The organism is Streptomyces sp. NPDC055962 (assembly GCF_042270185.1).
Classification (GTDB): Bacteria; Actinomycetota; Actinomycetes; order Streptomycetales; family Streptomycetaceae; genus Streptomyces.
Genome location: NZ_JBHJYN010000004.1, coordinates 24,941 through 48,709, shown reverse-complemented (window position 1 = coordinate 48,709; position 23,769 = coordinate 24,941). Strand labels below are relative to the sequence as shown.

At 72.2% G+C, this 23,769-nt stretch carries 19 protein-coding genes; 7 read left to right on the top strand and 12 right to left on the bottom strand.

From position 1 onward, the window contains the following. The first annotated feature begins 99 nt into the window (after positions 1-99). Complete coding sequence (locus ACFC51_RS13840) at positions 100-1,998, top strand: RICIN domain-containing protein (RefSeq protein ID WP_376371181.1); 1,899 nt, start codon at positions 100-102, stop codon at positions 1,996-1,998. Positions 1,999-2,120: 122 nt separating this feature from the next. Here the strand turns inward: ACFC51_RS13840 and ACFC51_RS13835 are convergent, their stop codons facing one another. Further along, the gene (locus tag ACFC51_RS13835) at positions 2,121-2,687 is read right to left on the bottom strand and encodes an FHA domain-containing protein (RefSeq protein ID WP_376371179.1); all 567 of its coding nucleotides are present in this window, start codon (positions 2,685-2,687) and stop codon (positions 2,121-2,123) included. A 163-nt stretch (positions 2,688-2,850) separates the two neighbouring features. Between ACFC51_RS13835 and ACFC51_RS13830 the strand changes: the two genes are divergently transcribed. Together ACFC51_RS13830 and ACFC51_RS13825 are read left to right on the top strand one after the other, a co-directional pair. Then, positions 2,851-3,810, top strand: coding sequence for a GNAT family N-acetyltransferase (locus tag ACFC51_RS13830; RefSeq protein WP_376371177.1), 960 nt, complete (start codon positions 2,851-2,853; stop codon positions 3,808-3,810). 207 nt (positions 3,811-4,017) lie between these two features. Beyond that, on the top strand, positions 4,018-4,929 hold the full coding sequence (locus ACFC51_RS13825) for a GNAT family N-acetyltransferase (protein ID WP_376371175.1): 912 nt from the start codon (positions 4,018-4,020) through the stop codon (positions 4,927-4,929). Here ACFC51_RS13825 and ACFC51_RS13820 read toward each other — a convergent pair. Then, the gene (locus tag ACFC51_RS13820) at positions 4,901-6,295 is read right to left on the bottom strand and encodes a GH1 family beta-glucosidase (protein WP_376371173.1); all 1,395 of its coding nucleotides are present in this window, start codon (positions 6,293-6,295) and stop codon (positions 4,901-4,903) included. The two genes, ACFC51_RS13825 and ACFC51_RS13820, sit on opposite strands and share 29 nt — an antisense overlap. Positions 6,296-6,498: 203 nt before the next feature. Here ACFC51_RS13820 and treZ point away from each other — a divergent pair, with 203 nt between their 5' ends. Further along, a complete protein-coding gene (treZ, locus tag ACFC51_RS13815; RefSeq protein WP_376528707.1) occupies positions 6,499-8,259 on the top strand; it encodes a malto-oligosyltrehalose trehalohydrolase in 1,761 nt (586 codons plus the stop codon). Positions 8,260-8,369: 110 nt separating this feature from the next. Here the strand turns inward: treZ and ACFC51_RS13810 are convergent, their stop codons facing one another. From ACFC51_RS13810 to ACFC51_RS13800, 3 genes are all read right to left on the bottom strand, one after another. Beyond that, the gene (locus ACFC51_RS13810; RefSeq protein ID WP_376371170.1) at positions 8,370-8,945 is read right to left on the bottom strand and encodes a MarR family winged helix-turn-helix transcriptional regulator; all 576 of its coding nucleotides are present in this window, start codon (positions 8,943-8,945) and stop codon (positions 8,370-8,372) included. Positions 8,946-9,086: 141 nt separating this feature from the next. Continuing rightward, entirely contained in the window at positions 9,087-10,217 is a 1,131-nt protein-coding gene (locus tag ACFC51_RS13805) for a M24 family metallopeptidase (protein WP_376528705.1), read from the bottom strand. A 93-nt stretch (positions 10,218-10,310) separates the two neighbouring features. Beyond that, the gene (locus ACFC51_RS13800; RefSeq protein WP_376371167.1) at positions 10,311-10,937 is read right to left on the bottom strand and encodes a nucleoside/nucleotide kinase family protein; all 627 of its coding nucleotides are present in this window, start codon (positions 10,935-10,937) and stop codon (positions 10,311-10,313) included. A 91-nt stretch (positions 10,938-11,028) separates the two neighbouring features. On the opposite strand from ACFC51_RS13800, the gene ACFC51_RS13795 reads away from it, so the two are divergent. Next, positions 11,029-11,415, top strand: a complete 387-nt coding sequence (locus ACFC51_RS13795; protein WP_376371165.1) for a VOC family protein — start codon at positions 11,029-11,031, stop codon at positions 11,413-11,415. Between the two features lie 72 nt (positions 11,416-11,487). Here the strand turns inward: ACFC51_RS13795 and ACFC51_RS13790 are convergent, their stop codons facing one another. From ACFC51_RS13790 to ACFC51_RS13760, 7 genes are all read right to left on the bottom strand, one after another. Then, positions 11,488-13,500, bottom strand: a complete 2,013-nt coding sequence (locus ACFC51_RS13790) for a sulfatase (protein ID WP_376528703.1) — start codon at positions 13,498-13,500, stop codon at positions 11,488-11,490. 135 nt (positions 13,501-13,635) lie between these two features. Further along, positions 13,636-15,378 carry a sulfatase gene (locus ACFC51_RS13785; RefSeq protein WP_376528701.1) on the bottom strand — a complete coding sequence of 581 codons (1,743 nt, stop codon included), beginning with the start codon at positions 15,376-15,378 and terminating at the stop codon, positions 13,636-13,638. 91 nt (positions 15,379-15,469) lie between these two features. Next, entirely contained in the window at positions 15,470-16,468 is a 999-nt protein-coding gene (locus ACFC51_RS13780) for a formylglycine-generating enzyme family protein (protein WP_376528699.1), read from the bottom strand. Positions 16,469-17,037: 569 nt separating this feature from the next. Then, positions 17,038-17,943, bottom strand: a complete 906-nt coding sequence (locus tag ACFC51_RS13775) for a LysR substrate-binding domain-containing protein (RefSeq protein ID WP_376371159.1) — start codon at positions 17,941-17,943, stop codon at positions 17,038-17,040. Positions 17,944-17,974: 31 nt separating this feature from the next. Beyond that, positions 17,975-19,168, bottom strand: coding sequence for a glycine C-acetyltransferase (locus tag ACFC51_RS13770; protein ID WP_376371158.1), 1,194 nt, complete (start codon positions 19,166-19,168; stop codon positions 17,975-17,977). A gap of 42 nt (positions 19,169-19,210) precedes the next feature. Next, entirely contained in the window at positions 19,211-20,239 is a 1,029-nt protein-coding gene (gene tdh, locus ACFC51_RS13765) for an L-threonine 3-dehydrogenase (RefSeq protein WP_376528696.1), read from the bottom strand. Between the two features lie 265 nt (positions 20,240-20,504). Next, positions 20,505-20,957 (bottom strand): MarR family winged helix-turn-helix transcriptional regulator, encoded by a 453-nt coding sequence (locus tag ACFC51_RS13760; protein WP_376528694.1) that lies wholly within the window; start codon positions 20,955-20,957, stop codon positions 20,505-20,507. Positions 20,958-21,101: 144 nt separating this feature from the next. Between ACFC51_RS13760 and ACFC51_RS13755 the strand changes: the two genes are divergently transcribed. Together ACFC51_RS13755 and ACFC51_RS13750 are read left to right on the top strand one after the other, a co-directional pair. Further along, positions 21,102-21,575: a MarR family winged helix-turn-helix transcriptional regulator gene (locus ACFC51_RS13755; RefSeq protein WP_376528690.1), complete on the top strand. Its 474-nt coding sequence runs from the start codon at positions 21,102-21,104 to the stop codon at positions 21,573-21,575. 209 nt (positions 21,576-21,784) lie between these two features. Then, positions 21,785-23,377, top strand: coding sequence for an MFS transporter (locus tag ACFC51_RS13750; RefSeq protein ID WP_376371151.1), 1,593 nt, complete (start codon positions 21,785-21,787; stop codon positions 23,375-23,377). Positions 23,378-23,769: the final 392 nt, after the last annotated feature.

Here is a 23,769-nt window from a genome sequence, read left to right as displayed (position 1 = left end):
CAGCACTTGTTCCCGGCGTCGGCACCGGCCCGAAGGGGGACCGAGGGCCGCCGGCCCCGTGCGCACCCCCGCACCGGTACGAACCGAAGGAGCCGCACCATGTCACCACTCCGTCCCGCCCGCCGTCGGCGGACAGCGGCCACGGGCGCAGCCCTGGCCCTGGCCCTCGCCGGTCTCGGCCTCTCCGGCTCGGGCGCCGCCCAGGCCGCCGACCCCACGGCGCAGGTATGGATCACCACGCCGGACGGCGGCAGGAAGCTGGCCTCCGACGGCAGCATCCCCTTCACCGCCACCCCCCAGGCCGTCGACATACGAATCGACAGCGGCAGCAAGGGCCAGAGATTCACCGGCGCCGGGGCCTCGGTGACCGGCGCCTCCGCCCACCTCATCCGGTCGCTCCCCCAGGACGGACGCGACGAGCTGATGAGGTCGCTGTTCTCCACGGGTGACGGCATCGGCCTCAACTATCTGCGCCAGCCGCTGGGCGACTCCGACTTCAACGCCGCAGGCGGTGGCTTCCACAGCTACGAGGACACCAAGGGCGCCTTCTCCATCGACCGCGACAGGAGCGAGATCCTTCCGGTCCTGAAGCAGGCCACCGCTGTCAACCCCGCCATCCGCTTCATGGGCTCCCCCTGGTCGGCGCCCGCCTGGATGAAGACCAACAACTCGCTCATCGGCGGCAGCCTGAAGACCGAGAGCTACCAGGCCTACGCCGACTACCTGGTCAAGGCCATCAAGGCGTACGGGCAGGAAGGCATCGGCCTGACCGATCTCACCGTCCAGAACGAACCGGAGTTCGCGGCCGGCTACCCCTCGATGACGATGACGTCGGGCAGTCAGGCGGAGTTCATCAAGGTCCTCGACCGCACCCTCACCGCCGCGGGCCTCCCCACCAACCTGCTGGCCTACGACCACAACTGGGACCACCCCAACTACCCGATCGAGGTCTTCAACGGCACCCAGGGCGTCAGCCGGGTGATCGGCGCCGCCTTCCACTGCTACGGCGGGGCGCCCTCGGCCCAGCAGCAGGTCGTCGGCGCGGGCAAGCGCGTCTTCTTCACCGAGTGCTCAGGCACCGACAGCGCCGACCCGGCCACGACCTTCGCCGACACCCTGCGGTGGCACGCGGAGAACCTCGTCGTGCAGAACATGCGCAACGGCGGCGAGACCGTCGTCAACTGGAACCTCGCCCTCGACCAGAACGGCGGGCCCCACCAGGGCGGGTGCGGCAACCGCTGCAACGGCATCGTCGACATCGCGAACGGGAAGGTCACCCGTAACGCCGAGTACTACGTCCTCGGCCACGTCACCAAGTTCATCAAGGCCGGTGCCACCCGGATCGGCTCCACCAGCCAGGGCGGCGGAGGGGTGCAGAACGTCGCCTTCCAGAACCCGGACGGCAGCCGCGCCGCCTACGTGGTCAACACCTCCGCCGCCGCCCAGCGGCTCTCGCTGACGGACAACGGCAGGTCCCTCGCCTACACCCTCCCCGCCGGTGCGGTCGCCACCTTCGTGTGGGACGGCAGCGGCTCCACCACCGAGCCGCCCGCCGGCTCGATCGACCCGAGCGCCTGGTACCGGGTGAGGAACAGCAACAGCGGCGCCTGCCTGGACGCCGCCGACTGGGGCACCGCCGACGGCACCGCGCTCCAGCAGTGGGCCTGCGGCACCGGCGCCAACCAGAGCTGGCAGTTCCGGCCCACGGGCGACGGCACCTACCAGGTCGTCAACCGGCACAACGCCAAGGTGTGGGACGTCGCCGGCGGCCCCGGTGCCACCGGCAACGGCATCAAGGTCCACCTGTGGTCGTACGCGGGCGGAAGCAACCAGCAGTGGAGGCCCGAGTCCGCCGGTACCGGCGGGCAGTACCGCTTCACCGCCCGTCACAGCGGCAAGTGCCTGACCGTGGACAACTCGTCGAAGGCCGACGGCGCCAGGCTCTCGCAGCAGCCGTGCGACGGCTCGCCCGCCCAGGCGTTCACCCTGACCGGATGATCCGCTGACGCCGCGCCCGTCCCCCGGGGCCCGGTCCGACGGACCGGGCCCCACGCACCACGACGCAGGGGGTGTGTCCACCCTCGGACGAAGGCCCCTGCGACCGGGGGCGGACGCGGCTCTCAGGCCGGGGGAACGGGCAGCGACGCGGTGAGCCGGAAGGTCATCCGGCCGAAGCTCACCTGGTCGCCCTCGCGCACGACGACCGAGCCGACGACCCGCTGGCCGTTGACGCAGGTGCCGTTCGTCGAGCCGAGGTCGCGCAGCACCCACCGGCTGCCGTGCGCGGTCAGTTCGGCGTGCATCCGCGACACCGTCTCGTGGCTCAGCCGGAGCCCGTTGCCCGGGTCGCGGCCGATGCGCAGCGGGTGCGGGCCGGGCACGGGCAGCAGGAGCTTGGGCAGCCGCTCGGACTGCCACGCCCTGCGCACCCGGGCGGGGAAGGCGGAGACCCCTCCCACCGCGCGGAACAGCCCGCGGGACCAGCGCCCGCCGGAGTCGAGGTCCGAGGTGAGTGCCTTCAGCTCCTCGGAACGCCGGGCGGTCAGGGCGAGTTCCATGCGGCGCAGGAACGTGTCGTGGGAGAGCTTTCCCTGTGCGGCGCCGTCTCTGAGCACACCGAGAACACGGTCGCGCTCGGCGTCCGAGAGCCGCGCGGGATACGTGTGGTGCTCGAAGGAGGACGTCACAGGACCGATTGTCGGGCCGAGATGCCCGGGGTGTCCAGACGATGCCCGTTTCCGGTCGCTCTGACCTGCGCGGCACCGGATAAATGCCGCTCACGGAAGCCGGATGGTTGTTATTCTCGCGCGCTGCCGCCGTACGGCGCGGCACCCCCGTCGAGGAGACTCCGTGACCTTTGCACCACCGGAACTGACTGTCCGTCCGCTCACCGGAGCGGACGAACTCGGTCTCTTCTGCCGCCTTTCCTATGTGCTCGACCACGAGCTCGCCGACGACCTCGCCACGGGGCGCCGCCGCCCCGACTGGATGTGGGTGGCGCTGCGGGGCGACCGCGTCCTCGGCCGGCTCTCCTGGTGGACGGGGCAGGAGGGCGGCAGCCCGCAGTTCCTGGACTTCTTCGACCTGGACGACACACTTCCGGAGCCGGAGCGCGGTGCGGTCGGACTCGAACTGCTGGAGAAGGCGACCGCCGCGGTCGTACCGGCCGGCGCCCCCCGGCCGGAGTACGGCCGGTTCATCCCCCCGGACTGGCGCGAGGATCCCACCGCGCGCGATGTCGTCGAGGCCCGGATACGGGTGATGGAGGCGAGCGGCGCGCGGATGCTGGTCGAGCGGCTGCGCCTGGAGTGGCGGGCGGGCACGCCGGTGCCCGAGGACACCGGCCGGCTGGTGTTCCGGCAGGTCGGGGGACGCGAGGACCTCGTCGCGCTGATGACCCCGGTGATGGAAGGGACCCTGGACGCACACGGACAGGCCGACCTGGCGTCCGGACTGAGCGCCCGCGAAGCCGCCGAGAAGCAGTACGACGAGGAGTTCGCGGGTCTTCGGACACCGCGGGAGTGGTGGCGGATCGCGGAGTTGCCGAGCGGGGAACCGGTGGGCTTCGTCCTCCCGGCACGCAACAACTACCATCCGATGATCTCCTACATCGGAGTGCTGCCGGCGCATCGCGGACACGGCTACATCGACGACATCCTCGGCGAGGGCACGCGTGTGCTCGCCGCCCAGGACGGCGTGGAGCGCATCAGGGCGGCCACGGACCTGGGCAACGTCCCCATGGCGAAGTCCTTCGCGCGCCTGGGTTACGTCAATTTCGAGCGGGCCTTCGACATGGTGTGGGACCACTGAGAAACCGGTGGACGCGAGGGGTCCGGGAGCCCTACTGTCGGCGCCCGGACACCCGCCCGAACGGGAAGGAGGCGAGACACGTGCATGACACCGGCACCACCCGCACCACCACGATCACGCGCTCCCGCTCCGCCCGCAGGGCGTTGTAGGACCCGGTCCGACCGGGAGCGCTCGCTTCTCGTCACCGAGTCCCGGAGGACATGTCCCATGACCGACCTGGTCATCCGTCCGCTCGCACCGAGCGACGCCCCTCTCTTCCACACGCTTCACGACCCCCGCCTCGTCGGCCGGGCCGCCTTCGGCCACCGCTACGCCACCGTGGCCGAGGGCGGTGAATACCGCCCCGAGTGGAGCTGGGTCGCCGTGCGTGACGGCGTCGTCGTCGCCCGGGCCGCCTGGTGGGGCGGACCGGAGGACGACGAGCCCGTGATACTGAACTGGTTCGACGTCGCCGAGGGCGAGGAGGCCGCGGGCGCCGCACTGCTGCGCAGCGCCCCCTGGTCCGTCGAGTACGAGCTGATCGTGCCGCCGGGCTGGCGGGACCTGCCCGAGGTGCGGGCGGCCGCTTCGGCGCGGATCGCGGCGGCGGAGGCGGCCGGCATGACGCCGCTGGTCGAGCGCTACCGCTACGAGTGGACGCCCGCGGACGGCCTTCCGGAGCGACCCGGCCGGCTGGTCTTCCGCGAGGAGCCCGACGACGCCGTGATCCTGGACGTGCTCCGCCGGGTCCACTCCAGGACGCTGGACGCCCACGCCCTGCGCGCCATCGAGGGACCGGGCGGTCTGGAGCAGGCCGCCCGGGAGGAGCTGGACTTCTTCAACTGGTGCCCCTCCCCCCGCTCCTGGTGGCAGCTCGCCCACAGACCGGACGGAGCGCTCGCGGGCATCCACGTACCCGCCCGCAATCCCGGTGGCCCGTGCATCGGCTTCATCGGGGTCGTGCCCGAGGCACGCGGCCACGGCTACGGCTACGACCTGCTGGTCGAGTGCACCCGCTTCCTGGCCGGGGAGGGCGCCACGTCCGTCGCCGGGTCGACGGACGTGGGCAACCTGCCGATGGCCGCCGCGTTCGCCCGGGCCGGGCACCGCGTCATCCAGGAGCGCGTTCACCTGAGGTGAGCGCCGAGCCGTGCGTGCCGCCGGTGCGCTGCGCGCGGATCACGTCGCGGTACCAGGCGTAGGACTCCTTGGGGGTGCGCCGCAGGGTCTCGTAGTCGATGTGGACGAGGCCGAACCGCTTGCTTGCGCCCTCGGTCCACTCGACGTTGTCGGTCAGCGACCAGGTGAAGTAGCCCCGTACGTCGACGCCCGCGTCGATGGCCGTACGCAGTGCCTCCAGGTGCCCCTCCAGGAAGGCGATGCGGCGGCCGTCGGCGACGGGCTCGTCGACCGCGCAGCCGTTCTCCGTGATGTAGACGGGCGGCAGCCGGTCGCCGAAGCGGTCCCGCAGCTGGCCGAGCGTCTCGGCCAGCCCCTGGGGGACGACGGGCCAGCCGAAGTCGGTGGTGTCGTACCCCTCGATCTCCCGGATCCCGAAGGGGAGTCCGGCGGGCATGGAGTACCCGGAGAAGGAGTCGAGCGCCTCGGGCCGGGGCGCGCCGACGAGGGTCGGGTTGTAGTAGTTGACGCCGTACCAGTCGAGTGGGGCGGAGATGACCTTGAGGTCGTCCTCGACCGGCCCCGGCATCAGCGCGGCGAATCCTTCGTCGGGATAGCGGCCGGTGAGCACGGGGTCCGCGAACAGCCAGTTGGTCAGGGTGTCGTAGATCTCCGCGCCCATGCGGTCCTCGTCGGACTCACCCGCCGTCCAGACGGGGGTGTGGGACAGGGCGATGCCGATGTTGTCCGCACCGGCCGCGCGCAGGGCCCGTACGGCCAGCCCGTGGGCGAGGAGCTGGTGATGGGCGGCAGGCAGCGCGTCGAAGAGGAGGGTGCGGCCGGGGGCGTGCTCGCCGAGCGCGTAGCCGAGCATCGTCACCTCGGCCGGTTCGTTGATGGTGATCCACATGGGGACGCGGTCGGCGAGGCGCTCGGCGACGATCCCTGCGTACTCGGCGAAGCGGTAGGCGGTGTCCCGGTTGAGCCAGCCGCCCGCCTCGTCCAGCGGGAGCGGGGTGTCCCAGTGGTAGAGCGTGGGCGCGGGGGTGATGCCGTGGGCGCAGAGTTCGTCGACGAGCCGGTCGTAGAAGTCCAGTCCGGCAGGGTTGAGCGAGCCGCTGCCGCCGGGCACGACCCGGGGCCAGCTGATGGAGAAGCGGAAGGCGTCCGCGCCCAGCCCGGCGAGCAGGGCGACGTCCTCGCGGTAGTGCTCGTGGAACCCCGTGCCCCGCGTGGTGTCGGTACCGTCCTTGATCCTGCCGGGCTGCGCGGCGAAGGCGTCCCAGCCGGACGGTCCTTTGCCGTCCGTGTCGAAGGCGCCTTCGGTCTGGAAAGCGGAGGCGGAGGCTCCCCAGAGGAAGCCGGGTGGGAAGGGCGGCACGGTCATCTCGGCCTCCAGCAGCCGTAAGAGGGACCTTGTATGACTGCCCGGGTTCCCTGCGAATGAGCAGAACCCGGCAGGGCAATGATCAGGACCAGACCCTAATCGCCAGTTGCGGGCTTGCTCCAGTGTCCCGGGACCGTGCGTGCGAATTCCGCCGATCATGAGGCCTCCGGCGAGGCATCAGGTTCATGGACGAGGAGTGCTGGATGCAGTTCGAGGTGTGGGCCCCCGAAGCCGGGTCGGCCGTGCTGTGCACGGCGGGCGGGCGCCGTCCGATGGAGCACGCCCCGGGGCGCGCCGGCTGGTGGGCGGCGGAGGCCGAGGCGGCGGACGGCGACCGCTACGGCTTCTCGCTCGACGGAGGCCCCGTCCTGCCCGACCCCCGCTCCCGCCGTCAGCCGGACGGGCCCGACGGCGAGAGCGCGGTCGTGGACCACGAGGCGTACGCCTGGCGCACCACCTGGGCGGGGCGCGGGCTGCCCGGCGCCGTCCTGTACGAGCTGCACGTCGGCACGTTCACGGAGGCGGGCACCTTCGACGCCGCGGCCGAGCGCCTCGGCCACCTGGCGGACCTCGGCATCACGCACGTGGAGCTGATGCCCGTCTGTCCCTTCCCCGGCACGCACGGGTGGGGGTACGAAGGGGTGTCGCTCTGGGCGGTGCACGAGCCGTACGGCGGCCCGGAGGGGCTGAAACGCTTCGTCGACACGGCGCACGGGCTGGGGCTCGCGGTCCTCCTGGACGTGGTCCACAACCACCTGGGTCCCTCGGGCAACCACCTCCCGGCGTTCGGCCCGTACTTCACGGACACGCACCACACGCCCTGGGGCTCGGCGGTGAACCTCGACGCCCCCGGGTCGGACGAGGTACGCGCGTATCTGCTGGGCAGCGCGCTCGCCTGGCTCCGGGACTACCGGCTGGACGGTCTGCGCCTGGACGCCGTCCACGCGCTGGCCGACGGCCGGGCGCTCACCTTCCTGGAGGAGCTCTCCACGGCGGTCGACGCCCTGGCCGCGGAGCTCGGCCGGCCGCTCGCGCTCGTCGCGGAGTCCGACCTCTGCGACCCCCGCACGACCACCCCCCGCACGGAGGGCGGCATCGGGCTCCACGCCCAGTGGAACGACGACTTCCACCACGCCCTGCACACCGCGCTCACCGCCGAGTCCCAGGGCTACTACGCCGACTTCGCGAATGCTCCGCTGAGCGCCCTCGCCAAGACGGTGACCAGGGCCTTCTTCCACAACGGCACCTACTCCAGCTTCCGTGGCCGCGTGCACGGACGCCCCGTCGACGCGACCCGTACGCCCTCCCACCGTTTCGTCGGCTACGCCCAGACCCACGACCAGATCGGCAACCGCGCCCTCGGTGACCGGCTCGCCGCCGGGCTCTCGCCCGGTCTCCAGGCGTGTGCCGCGGCACTCGTGCTCACCGGACCGTTCACCCCGATGCTTTTCATGGGCGAGGAGTGGGGCGCCCGCACACCCTGGCAGTTCTTCACCGACCACACCGACCCGGAGCTCGCCCGGGCCGTGCGCGAGGGCAGGCGAAGGGAGTTCGGGGCGCACGGCTGGGCGGAGGAGGAGATCCCCGATCCGCAGGACCCGGCCACCCGGGCCCGCTCCTGCCTCGACTGGAGCGAACAGGAACGCGAACCGCACGCGCGACTGCGCGCCTGGTACCGCGAACTGATCGCCCTGCGCCGCACGCTGCCGGACCTCTCCGATCCGGACCTGGCCTCCGTCAGGACGGCGTACGACGAGGAGGCGCGGTGGATCGCCTACCGGCGGGGCGATCTTCGGATCGCGGTCAACCTCTCCGGGAAGCCCGCTGCCATCCCGCTGGGCGCGGGCCGCCACCGGGCGGGCGGGGGGCGGGTGCTGGCCGCCTGGGAGCCCGCCGACGCCCCGGGAGCCGACGGGGTGCTGCACCTGCCGCCGGAGTCGTGCGTGGTGCTCGCCGACGACTGACCGGGAGCGCCGGGGGACGTCGAGGGACGTCGAGGGACGTCGGTGTCGGCAGGGACGCGGAGGGGGCGCCGGAGTCCCGGTCAGGTGGCGGGAGCGGGTCCCTGGCCCCGCTAGGCCCCCCGGGGCCCGTCCGCCTGGCTCCGCGTCCGGTCGTCGGCGTCCACCAGGCGGCGGAGCAGTTCGGTGAAGAGCTCGCGCTCGACAGGGGTGAGGCAGGCCAGGAACGTCTCCTGGGACTCCTCGGCCACCACGAGCAGCCGGCGCTGGAGCTCCGCCCCCTCCTCGGTCAGGGCGACGACCTGGCGCCTGCGGTCGGCCTTGTCCCGGGCGCGGCACACCAGGCCGCGCTCCTCGACGGTGTCGAGATAGCCGCCGAGATGGCTGCGCTGGAAGCCCAGCCGCTCCGCCAGCACGTGCTGGGGCAGCGGTCCGAAGTCCGCGAGCGCGGTGAGGGTGGCGAAGTGCGGCAGACGCAGCCCGTTCTGCCCCACCGCCTGCACGAGTGCGTCGTGACCTATGCGTGCCGCGTGGCCCGCGAGGTAGGAGGGCAGCCCCAGCAGGCCGGGGGGACGCGGCACCGGGCCGGCGGTCCCGACGGCGGCCCCGCCGTGGTGCGTGCCGCGTTCCTGCGTGGCTCGCTCCTGTGTGCCTCGCTCCCGGATCCCGCGCTCGTGGGTTTCACTCATCCGCCCATGCTACCGCCGAGAATGCCTGGACGTAAGAGTTACGTCATGTAATGATTACTCCGTGACCTCACTTCAGCACCCTGTCCGCATCCCCCGCGCCTCCCCCGGTGAGCGTCCGGACGGCGAGGCCCCAGCCGCCCCCTACTCGACGATCGCCAGCTCGCGGGCGGTGGCGTTCAGCCGTCGCCCCCCGTTCTCGGTGACCGTCACGATGTCCTCGATACGGACCCCGAAGCGGCCCGGGAGGTAGATGCCCGGCTCCACGGAGAAGCACATGCCCGGCACGAGCGGCAGTTCCTCGCCCTCGATCATGTAGGGCGGCTCATGCGTGGTGACCCCGATGCCGTGGCCCGTGCGGTGGATGAAGCGTTCGCCGTAGCCGAACTCGGTGACGACGGCGCGGGCGGCCCGGTCGATGTCCTGGCAGGCCACTCCGGGCCGTACCGCCCGGCAGCCCGCCTCCTGGGCCTCCCGTACGACGTCGTGGACCCGCTGCTCCTCGGCGGCGGGTTCCCCGACGTGCACCGTGCGGGAGGTGTCGGAGCCGTAGCCGTGCATCAGCCCGCCGAAGTCGAGGACGACCATGTCGCCGCCCTCGATGGTGCGCTCGCCGGCCTCGTGGTGCGGGTCGGCGCCGTTCGGCCCGGACCCCACGACGGTGAAGTCGACCTGCGAGTGGCCGTGTTCGAGGAGGAGGGCGGCCAGGTCCGCGGCCACGTCGCTCTCCCGCCGGCCGGAGAAGCGGACCTTCAGGATCTGCTCGTAGGTCGCGTCGGCGGCGGCCCCCGCGGCGGCGAGGCGCTCCAGCTCGGCCGCGTCCTTGACCGCGCGCAGCATCGGCAGGGCCTCCGTGAGCGAGGCGTAGGAGGTGTCGGGGAGGAGCGCGTGGAGCGCCAGGAGGTGCAGCGCCCAGGCGTTGTCGCTGATCCCGAAGCGGCCCTTCGCGTCCAGCAGTCCGGCGGTCAGGCTGTACGGATTCGCGGCGTCGGTCCAGTCACGCAGGGCCAGGGCGGTGGCTCCCGCCGCACGTTCGGCATCCGCCGCCTCCAGGGCCGGGACGACGAGGACGGGGTCCTGGCCCGCCCTGAGGACGAGCAGGGTGAGACGCTCGGTCTCCGCGGTCGGCCGGTAGCCGGTGAGGTGGACCATGTCGGGGCCCGGCGCGACGAGGACACCCGCCAGGCCGGCCTCGTCGGCGGCCTCGGCCGCGCGGATCATCCGGGCCCGGTAGTCCTCGGCGGTGAAGGGCACGGGCTGGTCGGTGCTGGGCATGGGACCTCCTGGGCGGGGCGACGCGGCACTCCGCATCCTGCCCGTCCGCCGGGATGGACGCGAGCGGGATTCAGGGCAGCGCGCCGGCCCGCATCAGCGGAGCCGTACGACGAGGTCGGCGCGGTCCCTGTACCTCTCGACGAGCCGCGCGTTGCGCTCGTCGGACCCGGCGACCCAGCGCTCCGCGTACCGGCGGGACCTGCCGAAGCGCACATGCCGGTCCACGAGCCTGCTCACCCGCAGTTCCGGGTCGGCGTCCAGGAACCACACCTCGTCCAGCAGCCCGCGCACCGGCGCCCAGGATCCCTCGTCCAGCAGCAGGTAGTTGCCCTCGGTCACGACGAGCGGGATGTCCGCGGGAACGCACACGGACCCGGCGACCGGCTCCTCCAGCGCCCGGTCGAAGGTGGGCGCGTAGACCGGGTCCGGCCCTTCGGGACGGCGCAGCCGCCGGAGCAGTGCCGCGTATCCGGCGGCGTCGAAGGTGTCGGGCGCACCCTTGCGGTCCGCCCGCCCCAGGCGTGCGAGCTCCGCCCCCGCCAGGTGGAAGCCGTCCATCGGGACGAGGACGGCGAGCCCTTCGAGCCCTTCGGCGATCCGGGCGGCGAGTGTGGACTTGCCGGCGCCGGGCGCCCCCGCGATGCCGAGGATGCGGCGGTGGCCGCCCGCGGCGAGTCGGCGGGCGCGTTCCGTCAGCGCTGCGAGGTCGCTCGTGTCCATGACGGGCATTGTCCCCGCGTGCACCGGCTCCACGTTAGTGTTACGTATAACGCCCTTCTTCATCCATCGCTCCCCGACGACGAGGATCCCCATGTCCCACATCGCTCTGGTCACGCTGGTCGTCAGCGACTACGACGAGGCCCTCTCCTTCTACACCGGTGCCCTCGGCTTCGAGCTGGTGGAGGACACGGACCGGGGCGACGGCTCCCGCTGGGTGGTCGTGCGGCCCCGCGGCACCTCGGGCACCGGGCTGCTGCTGGCCCGAGCCAAGGACGAGGCGCAGCGGGCGAGCGTCGGCGCGCAGACCGGCGGCCGGGTCGGCTTCTTCCTGCACACGGAGGACTTCGCGGGCGACCACGCCCGGATGCTGGCCGCCGGAGTGCGGTTCCTGGAGGAGCCGAGGCACGAGGTGTACGGCTCCGTCGCGGTGTTCGAGGACCTCTACGGCAACCGCTGGGACCTGCTCCAGCCCGCGTGAGGCGCCCCGGGGTGCCCCGGCGGCCGGCCGCGCCCCTGCGACGGGACGGGCCGTCCCCAGGCCGGCCGCGGTTCACGCCCGGTGTGCCGTGAGGCCGCCGACGGTGAGGGTGCCGTCGTCGATGCGTACACCGGTGGCCCAGCGGTAGCGCGCCCGTACCGCCGGGTCGCCGAGGTCCAGTGCGCCGCCCGTGTCGGTGGTGAAGAGGAACTCCCAGCCACGCCCCTGGTCGACGTAGGCGGTGGATCTGGTGCCGTGGAGGACGAAGGCGTAGCGGGAGCCCGGCACGGTCAGGTCGACGGTGCCGTCGAGTCCGTCGAGCGGCTCGGCCCCGGCGGTGATCAGCTGTCCGTCCACACACAGGTCCCAGCCGACTCTGTTGAGTCCGTTGTGGTAGCGGAACAGCAGGTAGTTGCGGGCGTCCTGGGCGAGCCCGACGAACACCGTGTCCTGGGTGCCGGCCCCGCTGAAGGTGCCGGGTTCGAGCACCGCCGCCGCCGTGTCGGACCCGGGGGCGATGTCCGAGCGGAACACCAGGTGCGTCAAGGTGTCCGCCTGCACCGAGAGCTGTCCGTCGGCGACCCGCACGGCGCCCGCGTGCGCGGTCACCGGCAGCACGCTCCAGCGCTCCAGGCCGCCGTCGAAGGACTCGTCCAGCTCGGGTGTCCGGTACACCCGGTCGTCCGGTGCCGGGGGCAGGACGCCGACCTCGGCGATATGCGCCGCGAGCCTGCCGCCCAGGGCATGGGCGCGCCCTGGGTATTGTCCGGAGAGGTCGGTGCTCTCGCCGGGGTCGCGGGCGAGGTCGTAGAGCTCGCTGCGCCCGTCGCGCAGATACCGCACGAGCTTGTACCGGCCGGAGCGCACCGCGGCATGGGGGCGGGTCGCACCGATGAAGTGCGGGTACACCCAGTACAGCTCGTCGCGGCCGAGCCCACCGGTGCCCGTGAGCAGCGGGGCGATGCTCACACCGTCGAACTCCCGGCCGGGCCTGCCACCGGCCAGGTCCAGCGCGGTGGGGAGGACGTCGATGGTGCTGACCGGGGTGTCCACCCGGCGGCCCGGGGGCACCCGTCCGGGCCAGTGCGCGATCATGGGAACCCTGATCCCGCCCTCGTACAGCTCGCCCTTGCCGCCACGCAGCGGCAGGTTCGCGCCCCGGTAGGGCCCTCCGTTGTCCGAGGCGACCAGGAGCAGGGTGTCGCGGTCCAGGCCCAGTTCGGAGAGCGTGTCCGCGATGCGGCCGACCTGGCGGTCGACGCTCTCCAGCATGGCGGCGAGCACCGGGCGGTTGGGGGCCGTGCCGGCCCCGGGCTTGGCCCGGTACTTGGCGACGAGATCCGGTTTGCCGTCGAGGGCGGTGTGGACGGCGTAGTTGGAGACGTGCAGGAAGAACGGTTCGTCGCGGTGGCGGGTGATGTAGTCGACGGCTTCCGCGGCCAGGCGGTCGGTGAGGTGCTCGCCGGGCTCCCGGGCCTCCAGGCCGGGCAGGAAGAAGTACGGGTGGAAGTAGTCGCCGTCCGCGATGTACTTCTCCTCGGACGCGACGACCTCGTCGAAACCGTGGGCGAAGGGGTTGCCGGGGCGCTCGGCGTACGGGCCGCTGTAGGTCTCGGTGAGGTGCCACTTCCCGATCAGCCCGGTGGTGTAGCCGTACGGGCCGAGCACGTCGGGTGCGGTGGGGATGTCCGGGGAGAGGTACGCCGCGCTCGCGGCGTTCTCGCCCCGCAGGTAGTCGGTGATGCCGCTGCGCGCCGGATAGCGGCCCGTGACCAGTGCGGCCCGGGTCGGCGAGCAGACGGGGGCGGCGGCGTAGGCATGGGTGAACAGGGCGCCTTCGCGTGCCAGCCGGTCGATGTTCGGTGTCTCGTTGAACGTGTTCCCGTAGGCGCCGAGTTCGTCATGGCCGAGGTCGTCGACGGAGACGAAGACGACGTTGGCGGGGCGGGTTCCGGAGCGGCCGGGGCCGGATGGCGCGGGGTGCGCCTCGGCCCGAGGAGCGGCGGCGAGAAGGGTCATCGCGCTGCCGGTGGCCCCGCCGATGAACCCTCGACGGGACAGACCTGCCGGGATGTGTCCGGGCATGGGGTACCTCCAGGTGCGGCGGGGCGGTGCCCCGGCCGTCCCGCCGCACCTGTGGGGCGTGCGGGACGGCCGGGGTCCGGTGTCTGTGCGAGGGGGGTGGTGGAGGGCTGATCGCGAGGACCGGGGCGCGCCGGATCAGCCTCTGCGGGACGTCCGGGGCGTCTGCAGGACGAGTGGTACCTCGTCGCCCGGCCGGACGGTCACGGTGGCGTTCTCCCGCCGGACGATCCGGCCGTCGGCATAGGTGCTGCCGGTGACGGTGAGGCTGAGAGGGGCCTTGCCGTCGCGCAGGGTCGCCAGCCGTGCGTCGGTCTCGTCCAGCCATTGGATCAGCTTGCCGCCCAGTTCCTGGACGACTTCCGGCCGCGCGGCGGCGAGGTTGTGCGCCTCGCCGATGTCCTCGGCAAGGTCGTACAGCTCCCAGGAGTGGTCCTCGTAGGAGTGGACGAGCTTCCACTGCCCGGAACGGATCACCGACTGGGGACGCTGGTCGCGGCCGCCCTCGATCAGATAGCCGGGCAGGTGCCAGTACAGGGCGTCGCCGCGCGGTGCGGTGGATCCGGCGAGCCGTCCACTCAGATCGGTGCCGTCGAGCTCCCCGGCGGACGGAGCGACCCCGGCGAGCGCGGCGATGGTCGCGGTGTGGTCGGCGACGTAGACGGGGGTGTGGTCGACCCGGTTGCCCCGCACCAGGCGGGGGTTGGTGCTCCAGGCGATCTGCGGCACCCGTATCCCTCCCTCGCGCAGTTCGCCCTTCTGGCCGCGCAGGGGCCCGTTGTCGGTGAACTGGCCCACGCCGCCGTTGTCACCGCTGAACAGCAGGACGGTGTTGTCGGCGAGCGGATGGCCCGGATTGCGGGGATCGGCCGTGGTCCGCAGGTGGTTGACGAGCCGGGCGACGTTCTGGTCGAGGCCCTCGATGAGCGCACCGTACGAGGGGTTCGACGTGCCGGTGCCCGGGGCCTTCGCCCGGTACTTGCCCAGCAGGTCCTGGCGCGCCTGTTTTTCACCGACCGGGGTGTGGACGGCGTAGGAGCCGACGAAGGCGAAGAAGGGCTCGTTCTTGTGGCGGTCGACGAAGCCGAGCGTGGCGTCGGCCAGCGCATCCGTCACGTGCTTGTCGGTGCCCACGAGGGCGTCGAGGGCGGCGGGGCTGACACCCTTGCTGTACGGCTTGATGTTCCGGTCGACGTACGCCTGGCTGTAGTCGCCGGCGTAGGCGTCCAGTTCGGGTCCGATCTTGTTGTGGAAGTGGCCGTCGACGGCGTGGTAAGCGCCCGGGTCACCGGCGTTGGTCCCGCCGAAGTTCTCGTCGAAACCGTGCTGCGCGACGATGTCCGCGCCCGATCTGCTCACATGGAACTTGCCGGCGTACCCGGTGGCGTAACCGGCGCCCTGCAACCGCTCGCCGATGGTGACCGCTTCGTCCGGCAGGACGGTGGCACCGTCCGCGCGGCCCTGGGCAGGTCCCTTCAGCAAGGTGCCGTCACCGCCCCGGTTGAGGTCGCCGACCAGGTAGATGTTGTTCTGCGGCCGGGGCGCGTACAGGCCGGTGAGCAGCGCGGCCCGGGTCGGGGTGCAGTTGACCGAGGTGTAGCCGTTGTCGAAGGCCACCCCTTCCCGCGCGATCTCCTCCAGGGCCGGTGTCTCGTAGTAGTCGCTGGGGTTTCCGGCGTTGGTCCGGCCCGTGCTCACGTCCGTCCAGCCGAAGTCGTCGGCGAGGACGTAGACGATGTTCGGCGCCGGGGCGGCGGCCTGCCGGACCGGCGGGGCCTGCCGGCCGGGTGCGGCGGCCGACGCCGGGGCGCCGAGCGTGGGCAGGGTGAGCACGACGGGCAGGGCGAGCAGGCCGAGCAGTCGGGGTCTTCTCTTCTTCATCAGGGTTCCTCCTCGGGGAGCGGGTGCTGGGATGCGGGCGCGTACACGGAGGTGGGACGGAGGGAAGGAGCGGTGAGCAGGGGGTGCGGCGTCACCCGGCGTCGTTGGCACAGCGGAAGCCGATGTTCGCCGCCGCCGAATCCCCGGTGTTGCCGGAGCGGGCGGCGACCCGGTAGCGGTAGCAGTACGAGTCGTGGCACAGGAACGAGCCGCCCCGCATCACGCGGGGGGCATCGGAGCGGGGATCGTGCCGGGGCCCACGGGGGTCGTGGACGGGCACGTCGCCGGCGCGTGCGGCGTAGGTGCCGGAGGAGAAGGTGTCGGCGCACCACTCCCAGACGTTCCCGACCATGTTCCACAGGCCGTAGGGGTTGGGCCGGTAGGACGTCACCGGCGCGGTGTTCCTGTGGCCGTCTTCGGCGGTGTTGTCGGTGGGGAAGGTGCCTTGCCAGATGTTGCAGTTCCACCTGCCGCGCGGGCGCAGCTCGTCACCCCAGGGGAACCTGCCGCCTGCCAGGCCGCCGCGAGCCGCGTACTCCCACTCGGCTTCGGTGGGCAGTCGCTTGCCGGCCCAGGCGCAGTACGCCTGCGCGTCGTTCCAGCTCACCTGCACCACCGGGTGGTTGCGCAGGGAACCGACGGAGGACAGCGGTCCGGCCGGGTGGCGCCATGAGGCACCGCGCACGACGAGCCACCAGGGCGTACCGGTGGCCCGGCCCAGGATGTCGGCGGGGCCGGCCTGTACGTCGAGGTGGAACACGGCCGACAGGCCGAGGCGTTCGGCCTCCGTCTCGTACCCGGTGTCCTTGACGAACGCGGCGAAGGCGGCGTTGGTGACCGTCGTCGCGTCGACCAGGTAGGGGTCGAGGCGGACCGGGTGCACCGGTCCCTCTCCGTCCGCCGCGTACCCCTCGTCGAAGGCGTCGCCCATGGCGAAGGTACCGCCCGGGAGCCGGACCTGGCCACGGGTGGCGCGGTCTGCGGATGGGGGGCGGAAGGGCTCCGGAGGACGACCGCCGAGGTGGCCACCGGGGACGGCCGGGATGTCGTGGAAGACGTGGTCTCCGGCGGACGGGGAGCAGCAGGACATCGGTGGGCTCCAGGGTGGGGTGGTCACCGGTGGCAGGGCCGAGCCGGACGCCGTGTGCCGCGTCCCGCCACGCCTGAGGGGACGTCCGGGGACGCGTTCAGGACATGGCGGGACAGGACGGCTGCGGGCGTCCGTGCTCGCGGGGAGGGAGGGCGCCGTGCGACGGCGCGCGCCCGGGGCGGCTGTGCGGGGGCACCTCACGCAGGAGGGGCCGCCGTACGCCGACGGGGCTCAGGGACGGCGGCTCAGGAACACACCCGGGAACCGGGTGGGCGCCGCCTGACAGGGGTGCTCAGCGACAGAACTGGTCGAAGTGGTCGACGCGCCGGCTGGGCCAGAACGGATCCAGCAGCACCGTGCGGACTGAACGGGCACTCCTCATGGGCCAGATGACACCATGGTGCGAAGGGAAGTTCAATGCCGCGTCCGGCTGATGAGATCCACACGAACCCTGCGGCGGATGTCCGACACAGGTGAACGCGCGGGAAGTTCGGGCCGCCCCGTTGCCTCCTCCGCTGTCGGGGGGGCGAGGTGCGGGCCGCCGGGATGGCGTCGCCCCGCGAACCAGGTCACACGGGCCCCGCCGCCGCGGCCAGCGCGTCCAGGACCGGTTTGATCAGCGGGTGCCCCTCGGCTCCCTGCCGTACCGCGGCGAACACGCGCCGGGTCGGGGCGACGCCCTCGACCGGCCGCACGACGACGCGGCCGAGCTCCGTGCCCCGCAGCGCCGAGCGGGGCACCAGTGCCACTCCGGCGCCCGCCCCGGCCAGGGCGACCACCGCGTGGAAGTCGTCCGACGAGTGCTCCAGCCGGGGCGCGAAGCCGGCGTACTCACAGGCCAGGACCACCACGTCGTGGCACGGATTGCCGGGGTACGGGCCGATCCACACGTCCTCGGCCAGATCGGCCACGGACACATGGTCCTGTCCGTCGAGGCGGTGTCCGACCGGCAGCACCGCGTCGAAGGGCTCGGAGTACAGCGGCACCCGCGTCAGCCTCCGGTCGTCGACCCCGGGCGCGCCCCGGTATTCGACGGCGACCGCCACGTCGACCTGCCGGTCCAGCACCATCGGCACGCTCGCGTCACCCTCGGCGTCCTGCACCCGCACCCTGATCCCGGGTGCGGTCCGGGTCAGCTCGGCGATCGCCGGGGCGAGGACGAGCCCGATGCCCGTGGCGAAGGCGGCGACGGTGACGGTCCCGGCGACGCCCGCGCCGTACTCCGCGAGCTCCGCCTCGGCCCGCTCCAGCTGGGCGAGGACGGCGTTGGCGTGGGTCAGCAGGATCTCCCCCGCAGCGGTCAGCCGGGCGCCCCGCGCCCCGCGCTCCACCAGCCGGTGACCGGTCTCCTGCTCCAGGGCGGCGAGCTGCTGGGAGACCGCGGACGGGGTCAGGTACAGCGCGGCGGCTGCGGCGGTCACCGTACGGTGGTCCGCCACCGCACGGAGGATCCGCAGCCGCCGGGCATCGATCATGCACTCATTGTCCCAGCTCGCGGGGGTGTCCCTACGCCTCCAGCGCGGCCCGCGCGTCGACGAACGCGTCCACGGCGCGGTTGACGTCGTCCGTGGAGTGGGCGGCCGAGAGCTGGACGCGGATGCGCGCGGCCCCCTGCGGGACGACGGGGTACGAGAACCCGATCACGTACACACCGCGCTCGAGGAGCAGCTCCGCCATCCGGCCTGCCTTCGCCGCGTCCCCGATCATCACGGGGGCGATGGCGTGGTCGCCGGGCAGGATGTCGAAGCCTTCCCCGGTCATCCGGGAGCGGAAGAGCGCGGTGTTGGCGTTGAGCCGCTCGCGCAGGTCGCCCGCGGACTCCAGCAGATCGATGACCTTGAGGGAGGCGGCGGCGATGACCGGGGCGAGCGAGTTGGAGAAGAGGTACGGGCGCGAACGCTGGCGCAGCAGCGCGACGATCTCGGCGCGGGCGGCGACGTAGCCGCCGGACGCGCCGCCCAGGGCCTTGCCGAGCGTGCCGGTGATGATGTCGACCCGGTCCATGACGCCGTGCAGCTCGGGGGTCCCCCGGCCGCCGGGGCCGACGAAACCGACGGCGTGCGAGTCGTCGACCATGACCATGGCGTCGTAGCGGTCGGCGAGGTCGCAGATCTCCGCCAGGGGCGCGACGTAACCGTCCATGGAGAAGACCCCGTCGGTCACGACGAGCCTGCGGCGGGCACCGGACGCCTCCTTGAGCTGCTGCTCCAGGTCGGCCATGTCGCGGTTGGCGTAGCGGTAGCGCTTCGCCTTGGAGAGGCGGATGCCGTCGATGATGGAGGCGTGGTTGAGGGCGTCGGAGATCACCGCGTCCTCGGGGCCGAGCAGGGTCTCGAAGACTCCGCCGTTGGCGTCGAAGCAGGAGGAGTAGAGGATCGTGTCCTCCTGGCCGAGGAAGGAGGAGAGCCGCTGCTCCAGCTCCTTGTGGACCTCCTGGGTGCCGCAGATGAAGCGGACGGACGCGAGCCCGTACCCCCAGCGGTCCAGCGCCTCGTGGGCAGCCGCGACGACCTCGGGGTGGTCGGCGAGGCCCAGGTAGTTGTTGGCGCAGAAGTTGAGCACCTCGCCCGCGCGGCCGCCGGCGGTCACGGCGACCGTCGCGGACTGCGGGGTCCCGATGACGCGCTCGGGCTTCTGGAGCCCGGCGTCGCGGATCTCGTCGAGGGTGGTGCGCAGGTCGTCGCGTACGGAATCGAACATGAAGGAAGTCTCCCGAGTGGATGCGGATACGTACGAGGAGGCTCAGGCGGCCCAGTCGAGAAGGACCTTGCCACCCCGACCGCTCGCGGCGTCGTCGAATGCGGCTTCGAAGTCGCGGAAGCCGTACCGGCCGGTGATCACCGGGGCGAGATCGAGCCCGCCTTCCAGGAGCACGGACATGGCGTACCAGGTCTCGTACATCTCGCGGCCGTAGATGCCCTTGATGGTGAGCATGGAGGTGACGACCCGGGACCAGTCCACGGGGAACTCGGCGGAGGGCAGTCCGAGCATCGCGATCCGGCCGCCGTGCGTCATGTTCGCGATCATGTCGCGCATGGCCTCGGGGCGGCCGGACATCTCCAGGCCGATGTCGAATCCTTCGCGCAGGCCGAGGAGGCTCTGGCCGTCGGCGATGGTCTGCTCGCCGACGTTCAGGGCGAGGTTCACCCCGACCTTCCGGGCCAGTTCCAGCCGGGCCTCGCTGACGTCGGTGATGACGACGTTGCGGGCTCCCGCGTGGCGTGCGACGGCGGCGGCCATGATGCCGATGGGGCCCGCGCCGGTGATCAGCACGTCCTCGCCGACCAGCGGGAAGGAGAGCGCGGTGTGCACGGCGTTGCCGAACGGGTCGAAGATCGCGGCGACGTCGAGGTCGACCTTGTCCCGGTGCACCCAGACGTTGGAGGCGGGCAGGGCCAGGTACTCCGCGAACGCGCCGTCCCTGCCGACCCCGAGCCCGAGCGTGGAACGGCACAGGTGCCGGCGCCCGGCGAGACAGTTGCGGCACTTCCCGCAGACCAGGTGGCCCTCGCCGCTCACCAGGTCACCGATCTTGATGTCGACGACGTCCGCGCCGATCCCGGCGACCTCGCCGACGAACTCGTGGCCCAGGACGAGGGGCGTGCGCACGGCCTGCTGCGCCCATCCGTCGTAGTCGCGGATGTGCAGGTCGGTGCCGCAGATACCGGTACGCAGCACCTTGATCAGCACGTCGCCCGGACCGGTCTCCGGTTCCGGCACGTCCATCAGCCAGAGTCCCGGTTCGGCCTTGTGCTTCACGAGTGCCTTCACAGCTGCGGCTCCCTGTACCTGGTGCGTGGGGACACTCCGGGGCCAGGGCATGCCGAAGACGGCCTGCGGCCCGGAGTTGCGGGGGTGTACGGCGGACGGGGCAGGGCCGGTCGCCCGGCTCCTCGGTCGCGCCGTCACTGAGAAATGTGCCGTACGGGGGGCGCCCAGGTCCATCGAGGATTTCTTAAGCGCGGCCGTAGATCCGCTTCAGGCCCGGCCCTGGGTACGCCCGGGACACCGGGCCGGGACGCCGCTGCACCCGTGGTCAGGGCCGGGGCCAGGGACGTCCGTCGAGGCTCTCGATGTCACTGTTGAGGCGCTTGAGGCAGGCGGCGAAGACGCTGACCTCGTCGGGCGACCAGTCGGCCATGACCCGGTCCAGGCCACTGATGTTCTCGGCCCGTTCCGCGTCGAGAGCGCGCTCGCCCGCGGCGGTGATGCGGAACTTGCGGGCGATGCCCCCGTCGGGGTCCGGGATGCGGTCGACGAGGCCGCCCCGCAGCATGGCGGCGGTCTGCCGGTTCAGGGTGGAGGCGTCGAGCCCGAAGGCGTCGCTGAGCTGCCCGATGGACATGGGGCCCTCGATGCGGATCCGGCTGAGCAGGGTGTAGGCGCTCCGGTCGAGGGCGCCGCCCCGTCTCGACCGGGGCGTGCCCAGCTGGAGGTGCCGTCCCAGCAGCATCGTCTCGAACTCGATCAGGTGCGTCGGCTTCTCCATGGTCCTTCTCTCGACCGCCTTCGTGGCGCACCGGCGCTTCGGCTCGGGGCTCTCCACGGCACATATACCACCGGGCTCCCGCAGACATGACACGAGATTTATGTATGTTGACATAGCTATGACTTCATACCTAGGGTGTCGGTCATGCCCGGCCCCTCCGCGCACCACCAGGACATCGACCACGTAGCCTCCGCGCTCGTGGCGTCCCTGCCTGCGCTGCACCGGGGTCTGGAGCGGCAGGTCGCGCACGGGTTCCCGCATCCCCGGCTCCCGGACGGCCAGTTGGCTCTGCTCCTCCTCGTCGAGGAGCGTGAGGGCATCACCGTCCGCGAGACGGCCGAGGCTCTGCTGATGAAGCCGAACAACGTCAGCGCGCTGGTCTCCCAGCTCACCGGCCAGGGGCTCCTGGAGCGCCGCCCGGACGCGGCGGACAAGCGGATCGCCCATCTCCACCCGACGGCCACGGCCCGCGAACGGCTCGGCGAGGCGCGGACGCTCAAGGAAGCCCACCTGACCCGTGTGCTGCACACCCTCACCGAGGGAGAGCTGGACGCTCTCGGTGCCGCCTTGGGCGCGCTCGCGTCACTGAACCGGCACCTCCACTCCCCCAGCGGCTGACACCCGCTCCCCGCCTTCCCCGACCGGGTTCCGAGCCCGTCCGGGGCCGAGCCCTGCGCTGCGGCCGGGACTGTCGGGGGGGGCGGCAGGGCCTCCGGGGCTGCGCCCGTCCGTAGTTCCGGACTTCCGCGCTTCCGTCCTTCCGGGCTTCCGGCATTCCGGTGTCCCGGCATTCCGACATTCCGACGTTCCACAGACAAGGCTTCCGCATGTCCTCCACCACCGTGGACACCTCCTCCCTGCCCGAAGCAGGCCCACCCGCCGCACCCGGGGGCAGGCGCGCCAATCCCTGGCTGACGCTAATCGCCGTGGCCATCGGTCTGTTCATGGTCAACCTCGACGCCTCCGTCGTCGCGATCGCCAACCCCGAGATAGGCCGCGACCTCGACGCGTCCACCGCCGACCTCCAGTGGGTCACCAACGCGTACCTGATCGCCATGGCCGCGCTGCTGATCCTCGGGGGCAAGCTCGGTGACCGTTTCGGGCGGCACACGGTGTACATGGCGGGCACCACCGGCTTCACCCTGGCGTCGGTCGCCATCGCCCTGTCCGGTTCCATCGAGGGCGTCATCACCTTCCGCGCCGTCCAGGGCCTGTTCGGCGCCCTGCTGATCCCGAACACCCTCGGCCTCCTGCGTGCGGTCTTCCCGCCCCAGAAGTTCGGTAGGGCCGTGGGGCTGTGGGCCATGGTGGCATCCTGTTCCACCGCGCTCGGCCCGATCGTCGGTGGCCTGCTCATCGAGCACGTCACCTGGGAATCGGTCTTCTACATCAACGCGCCCATCGGCGCCGCCGCGCTGCTCTTCAGCCTGTTCGTCCTCCCGAGGAGCAAGGACTCCACCGGGCGCCACCGCTTCGACGTGGTCGGCGTGGCCCTCCTCGCCCTCGGGCTGGTCGCCCTGATCTTCGGCGTCGTCAAGGGGGAGACCTGGGGCTGGAGTTCAGGCGGCACGCTGGGGTCGATCGCCGTGGGGCTGGTCGTACTGGCCGGTTTCTGCCGGTACGAGACCCGGCGCGAGCACCCGCTGCTGCCGATGCGCCTCTTCCGCAACCGCTCGCTGACCATCGGCGCGCTCGTCACCGCGATCAACTTCTTCGTGATGCTCGGGGTCATCTTCTTCGTGATGCTGTACCTGCAGAACGTGCGCGGCTTCTCGCCGGTGGAGGCCGGGGTCCGCACCCTGCCGTTCAGCCTCGCCACGGTGGTGGCGGCGCCGCTCGGCGCCGCCCTGACCCAGCGCTACGGCCCGCGGCTCACCATGCCGGCCGGCATGGCCCTCCAGGCCGCGGCGGCCCTGTGGATGCTGACCTGGGAGGCCGGGTCCCCGTACGCCGCGATGTGGCCGCCGTTCCTCGCCATCGGCCTCGGTGTCGGCATGGTGATGTCCGCGTCCTCCGACGCCATCGTCGGCAACGCGCCCAGACAGGACGGCGGCGTCGCGGGGGGTCTCCAGGCCACCTCGCTGCAGATCGGCGGTGCGCTCGGCACGTCCGTGCTGATCTCCCTGATCAGCGGCACGGTGGGCTCCACCCTCACCGGCGAACTGACCTCCGCCGGGGTCCCCGCCGAGAAGGCCGCCGGTCTCGGCGAGGCCGAGGACGCGGTGTCCATGGGGGTGTCGCCCGTGTCGGCGGACATGCCGGCGCAGCTCAAGGCCGCTGTGATCGAGGGCAGCGGCAACGCGTTCATGAACGGCATGCACAGCGCCCTCGCCGTCACCGCGGCCCTGTGCGTGGCAGGCGCCCTGCTGGCCGGGTTCGGCTTGCGCCGTCGCACCGGCCCGGAGGACACGGCGGGCTGACCCCTCCAAGGACGACGAGGGGACCGGGGATCCGCCCGGGTGCGGGAGCGCCTTCGAGCGGCCCTCACCCGGGGGGACTTCGTCACGCCAGAGGGGCAGGGACGAAGTCCCCGGCGGCTCACTGCGGCGGCCGCCCAGCGGCAGCGTGGGCACGACGCACCTGACATCGGAGCGCGGATCCGCGAGGACGTGGCGCCGGAAGGAGCCCCTTGTCGCCACACCGTGCAGCAGGGCCGCCACGGGCCCGTCGCCGCGATCCATGCGTGGGACGTCCTGGGTCGAAGGCGGCCGAGCCGGGTGCTGTCGGATCACGAGCGGCGGGGGCCCGGTGCGTGGGTGCGAGGCCGATCGCCGCAGACCCTCGCGTGGAGAGCCAGATCCTCGAGTCCCTC

Bases quoted from the DNA above. Each gene is read 5' to 3' on its own strand.
- ACFC51_RS13750 (WP_376371151.1), top strand. From the start codon at position 21,785: ATGTCCTCCACCACCGTGGACACCTCCTCCCTGCCCGAAGCAGGCCCA.
- ACFC51_RS13780 (WP_376528699.1), bottom strand. From the start codon at position 16,468: ATGTCCTGCTGCTCCCCGTCCGCCGGAGACCACGTCTTCCACGACATC.
- ACFC51_RS13810 (WP_376371170.1), bottom strand. From the start codon at position 8,945: ATGAGTGAAACCCACGAGCGCGGGATCCGGGAGCGAGGCACACAGGAG.
- ACFC51_RS13790 (WP_376528703.1), bottom strand. From the start codon at position 13,500: ATGCCCGGACACATCCCGGCAGGTCTGTCCCGTCGAGGGTTCATCGGC.
- ACFC51_RS13760 (WP_376528694.1), bottom strand. From the start codon at position 20,957: ATGGAGAAGCCGACGCACCTGATCGAGTTCGAGACGATGCTGCTGGGA.
- ACFC51_RS13770 (WP_376371158.1), bottom strand. From the start codon at position 19,168: ATGTTCGATTCCGTACGCGACGACCTGCGCACCACCCTCGACGAGATC.
- ACFC51_RS13785 (WP_376528701.1), bottom strand. From the start codon at position 15,378: ATGAAGAAGAGAAGACCCCGACTGCTCGGCCTGCTCGCCCTGCCCGTC.
- ACFC51_RS13805 (WP_376528705.1), bottom strand. From the start codon at position 10,217: ATGCCCAGCACCGACCAGCCCGTGCCCTTCACCGCCGAGGACTACCGG.
- ACFC51_RS13755 (WP_376528690.1), top strand. From the start codon at position 21,102: ATGCCCGGCCCCTCCGCGCACCACCAGGACATCGACCACGTAGCCTCC.
- treZ (WP_376528707.1), top strand. From the start codon at position 6,499: ATGCAGTTCGAGGTGTGGGCCCCCGAAGCCGGGTCGGCCGTGCTGTGC.
- ACFC51_RS13840 (WP_376371181.1), top strand. From the start codon at position 100: ATGTCACCACTCCGTCCCGCCCGCCGTCGGCGGACAGCGGCCACGGGC.
- ACFC51_RS13775 (WP_376371159.1), bottom strand. From the start codon at position 17,943: ATGATCGATGCCCGGCGGCTGCGGATCCTCCGTGCGGTGGCGGACCAC.
- ACFC51_RS13825 (WP_376371175.1), top strand. From the start codon at position 4,018: ATGACCGACCTGGTCATCCGTCCGCTCGCACCGAGCGACGCCCCTCTC.
- ACFC51_RS13795 (WP_376371165.1), top strand. From the start codon at position 11,029: ATGTCCCACATCGCTCTGGTCACGCTGGTCGTCAGCGACTACGACGAG.
- ACFC51_RS13800 (WP_376371167.1), bottom strand. From the start codon at position 10,937: ATGGACACGAGCGACCTCGCAGCGCTGACGGAACGCGCCCGCCGACTC.
- ACFC51_RS13820 (WP_376371173.1), bottom strand. From the start codon at position 6,295: ATGACCGTGCCGCCCTTCCCACCCGGCTTCCTCTGGGGAGCCTCCGCC.